At 40.3% G+C, this 4,036-nt stretch carries 4 protein-coding genes; all 4 read right to left on the bottom strand.

The features are described 5' to 3' along the window. Positions 1-1,527: DNA gyrase subunit B (locus tag ACRCJ0_RS10100; RefSeq protein WP_431390353.1), on the bottom strand; the 1,527-nt coding region annotated here is incomplete at its 3' end. Positions 1,528-1,705: 178 nt separating this feature from the next. Continuing rightward, a complete protein-coding gene (gene recF / locus ACRCJ0_RS10095) occupies positions 1,706-2,821 on the bottom strand; it encodes a DNA replication/repair protein RecF (protein WP_431390352.1) in 1,116 nt (371 codons plus the stop codon). Continuing rightward, positions 2,808-3,056 carry a S4 domain-containing protein YaaA gene (gene yaaA, locus ACRCJ0_RS10090; RefSeq protein WP_193756634.1) on the bottom strand — a complete coding sequence of 83 codons (249 nt, stop codon included), beginning with the start codon at positions 3,054-3,056 and terminating at the stop codon, positions 2,808-2,810. The genes recF and yaaA overlap by 14 nt, the downstream gene beginning before the upstream one ends. A 385-nt stretch (positions 3,057-3,441) precedes the next feature. Continuing rightward, positions 3,442-4,036, bottom strand: a 595-nt coding sequence (gene dnaN, locus ACRCJ0_RS10085) for a DNA polymerase III subunit beta (RefSeq protein ID WP_431390351.1), incomplete at its 5' end; no start/stop codon positions are given.

The following is a 4,036-nucleotide window of genomic DNA, read 5'->3' as shown; positions in this document are numbered from 1 at the left end:
TCCATCGACATCGGCATCGGTCATAATAACCAATTTGTGGTAACGTGCCTTGGTGATGTCGAACTCATTTTGCCAGCCTGTACCCATTGCAGTAAATAGTGAACGGATTTCTTCGTTGGCTAAAATTCTGTCCATCGAAGCTTTTTCAACGTTCAAGATTTTACCTCGAATCGGCAAAATAGCTTGGAAGTGACGTGAACGGCCTTGTTTCGCTGACCCACCGGCCGAGTTCCCCTCAACGATGAATAATTCAGATTCTTCTGGATTACGGCTTGAGCAGTCGGCCAATTTACCAGGTAGGTTAGAAATCTCTAAACCTGATTTTTTACGGGTCATTTCACGGGCCCGCTTAGCTGCTAGACGAGCTTTAGAGGCTACAGTCCCTTTATCGACAATACGACGGGCAATTTGCGGGTTTTCTAGCAAGAAAGTTTCAAAATGCGTCGCAAAAAGATTATCGGTAATCGTCCGAACTTCCGAGTTCCCTAATTTCATCTTGGTTTGACCTTCAAACTGTGGGTCTGGGTGGCGAACGGACACAATCATAGTAATCCCCTCACGCACATCTTCTCCAGTTAGGTTATCGTCATTTTCTTTTAAGATTTTTTGCGAACGAGCGTAGTTATTAATGACACGGGTTAGGGCTGTTTTAGCACCTGATTCATGCGTACCGCCCTCAAAAGTATGGATGTTGTTGGCGAAACTTAAGATATTTGAATGGAAGCCATCTGTATATTGTAAAGATACCTCTACTTCAATACCATCTTGCTCGTCTTCAAGATAAATTGGATTTTCAAATAAGACATCTTTGTCCTTATTCATATACTCAATATATTCTTTAATCCCACCTTCATAGTGGTAAGAAGCTGTTTCTTGGTCTTCCGATCTGGCATCCGTTAAAGAAATACGTAGGCCTTTATTCAAGAAGGCTAACTCCCGGACACGACGGTTTAAAACTTCAAATTCAAAGGTAGTTGTCTCGGTAAAAATCTCTGCATCCGGTTTAAAATGCACAACCGTACCATGGGTATCTGTATCACCAGTTTGTTCAACATCAGATACAATAGCCCCTTGGCGGAATTCTTGGTGGTAGATGCGGCCATTCTTATGGACATAGACATGCAACCATTCAGAAAGGGCGTTTACAACAGAGGCCCCAACCCCGTGAAGACCACCGGATACTTTATACCCGCCACCGCCGAATTTACCACCGGCATGTAGGACAGTAAAGACTGTTTCTACCGCTGGACGACCGGTATTTGATTGGATATCAACGGGAATCCCACGACCATCATCGACAACTGTTATGGAATTATCTTTTTCAATGATGACTTGGATGTGACCCGCAAATCCTGCTAGGGCTTCATCGATTGAGTTATCGACAATCTCCCATACTAAATGGTGTAAACCACTAACTGAAGTTGACCCGATATACATCCCTGGACGCTTACGTACAGCTTCTAGACCTTCCAATACTTGAATTTGGCTGGCATCATAGTCTTTAGCCAATTCGCGTTTCTTGGCCATTTTTTCTTCTTCAGAAACAAGGTCCTCTGGTTGGACGAGTGTTTCTTCATTGATCAACATTTCGTTTTCATTGTTGTTTTCATTAGCATTGTTTGCCATTTTCCCACTCCTATTACGTGAATTATTCAATCTCAATAGCGCCATGGGATTTTAGGCCACGCCTCACCCGCACGCTTACTTATTCCGCTATCGCGCCTGCATCAATATTGAAAACTCTTGGTTCTTCAATTAATTCTCTTTGAATACCATCTAAACTTGTTGTTGTTAAAAAGGTTTGTACTTTCGACTGTATAGACTTCAATAAGTGGGTTTGTCGCTCATTGTCTAATTCACTGAGTACGTCATCCAAGAGTAAAATAGGGTATTCCCCTAAAACTTCATGCATGCATTCGATTTCTGCTAATTTCATACTCAATACAGTCGTCCGTTGCTGCCCCTGGGAACCAAATTTTTGCACATCACGGCCATTCACCTTAAAGGTCAAATCATCCCGATGTGGGCCAACCAAAGTAACCCCTCTGGCTAATTCATGGTCTTTCTTCTCTTTAAATTTCGTCATCAACTGCTGGTAAATGGCATCTTCAGTCATATCTAAAGTCAATTCAATTGGACCACGATAGGCTAAGGTCAACTCTTCAAGCCCATGTGAAATGGTTGAATGGATAGGTTTAGCCCAAGATTCCAATTGGTCTACAAAACGTAGCCGTTGGTAAATAACATGGGTAGCAGACGCCGCTAACTGTTCAGTGAGAATATCTAAATAAATTTGGTCTTGGGTTTCTTTATATAATAATTGCTTGAGGTAGGCATTTCGTTGCTTTAATAATCGATTATATTGGACCGACTCATACAGGTATTTCGGACTCATTTGCCCAAGCTCCATATCAATAAACTTCCGTCTAAGTTGCGGGACACCTTTAATCAGTTCTAAATCTTCCGGGGCAAAAAGGACCACATTCAATTTGCCAATATAATCACTCATCCGGTTTTGGTTCAAGTGGTTCACTTTTGCGCGTTTACCAGATTTCGTGATGGTTAGCGCTAGTGGTAAATCTGGATTCGTTCTCGTTGATATACTACCTTCAATACGCGCAAAGTCTTGTTGCCAACGGATGGTATCTTTTTCATTGGCCGTACGGTGACTTCTTGCCAGTGACATCATATAAATAGCCTCTAACAAAGATGTTTTCCCCTGGGCATTCTCGCCAATAAAGATGTTCACCCCAGGAGAAAATGTGACTGTTAGATCTTCATAATTTCTGAAGTCTTTTAACTTAATGTCATTTAGCTGCATGTCCATCACCATGCGCTTCATGGCTTTCGATGATAAATTCACCTTCATTCGGTATCGCAATAACCATACCTGGATACAATTTACGTCCACGTCGGTTATCAATTTCACCGTCTACAACGACATCATTTTCTTGTAGATACCATTTCGCTTCTCCGCCAGTACCTATCGCACCAGAAATTTTTAATAACTGACTCAATGTAATATATGCTGTTTCAATTTTTACGATTTCAGCCATCATTTCACCCCACATTCATCTTCCAAATTTGCTCTTCACATAAAATAAATCGTCTCTTCTTGCCATCACCGGACACAGCTAGTGGTCCTTAGCAGATTCAACGATTTGACTTTTATTTATACACCTTAATTATACGCCAATTTACCGTATTTAGCAAATAAAGGCCCTGTATTAAAAGTTGGCATTTTAGATAGGGAAATACCTAGAATCTTATTTAAAGGGCTTAAAAGTCAAAAATTGGCACATTTTTATATATAGACCGAAAAAAAAGGACCAAAACCAGTAAATGATTTTGATCCTTATTCATTTGGCTAACCATATGAAAATGATTTGACCGTCGACATCAATTCTTAGCGACTTTCGTCATTTCTTCAATTAGCTTCAATTAGCCTCTTGGTGTACGAATTGGGGTAATCAATTGAACGAAATTGAAGTTATCAGTTTGATCACTTGGTAATAGGGTGAAGGGGTGTGAAGATGACTGGAAGCCAATTTGTACATTTTGTTGACCAAATGATTTCAAGGCTTCACGTAAGTAGTCAGGGTTGAAGGAAATTTCTAAAGCTTCCCCTTCAGCTTTCACTACATTGATTTCTTCTTCAACATTCCCAACTTCAGCAGATTGACTAGATAAGATAATGTCTTGGTCTGAAATATTCAAACGAACCACATTATTTTTACCTTCATGACTTAAAATCAAAGCACGTTCAACAGCATTCACTAATTCACTCGCTGCCACTTCAATAATTGTTGAGTGGTCATTAGGTAATAAACGATCTGTATTCGGGTAGTTACCTTCTAGTAAACGAGAGTATAGGTAGATATTACGAGCTTTAAACAATACTTGATTGTCTGTCACCATCATCTCAATGTCTTCATTACTATCCACAATACGGATCAATTCTTGTAATGAACGCCCTGGAATATTGATATCTAACACTGTATCACCAGCTGCTTCTGGCATTGTTAACGGCATAATA

Source organism: Aerococcus sp. L_32, from assembly GCF_050689315.1.
This window is presented reverse-complemented; position numbering and strand designations above follow the sequence as displayed.

Coding starts and splice junctions, on each gene's coding strand:
- recF (WP_431390352.1), bottom strand. CDS start 2,821: ATGCAGCTAAATGACATTAAGTTAAAAGACTTCAGAAATTATGAAGAT.
- yaaA (WP_193756634.1), bottom strand. CDS start 3,056: ATGGCTGAAATCGTAAAAATTGAAACAGCATATATTACATTGAGTCAG.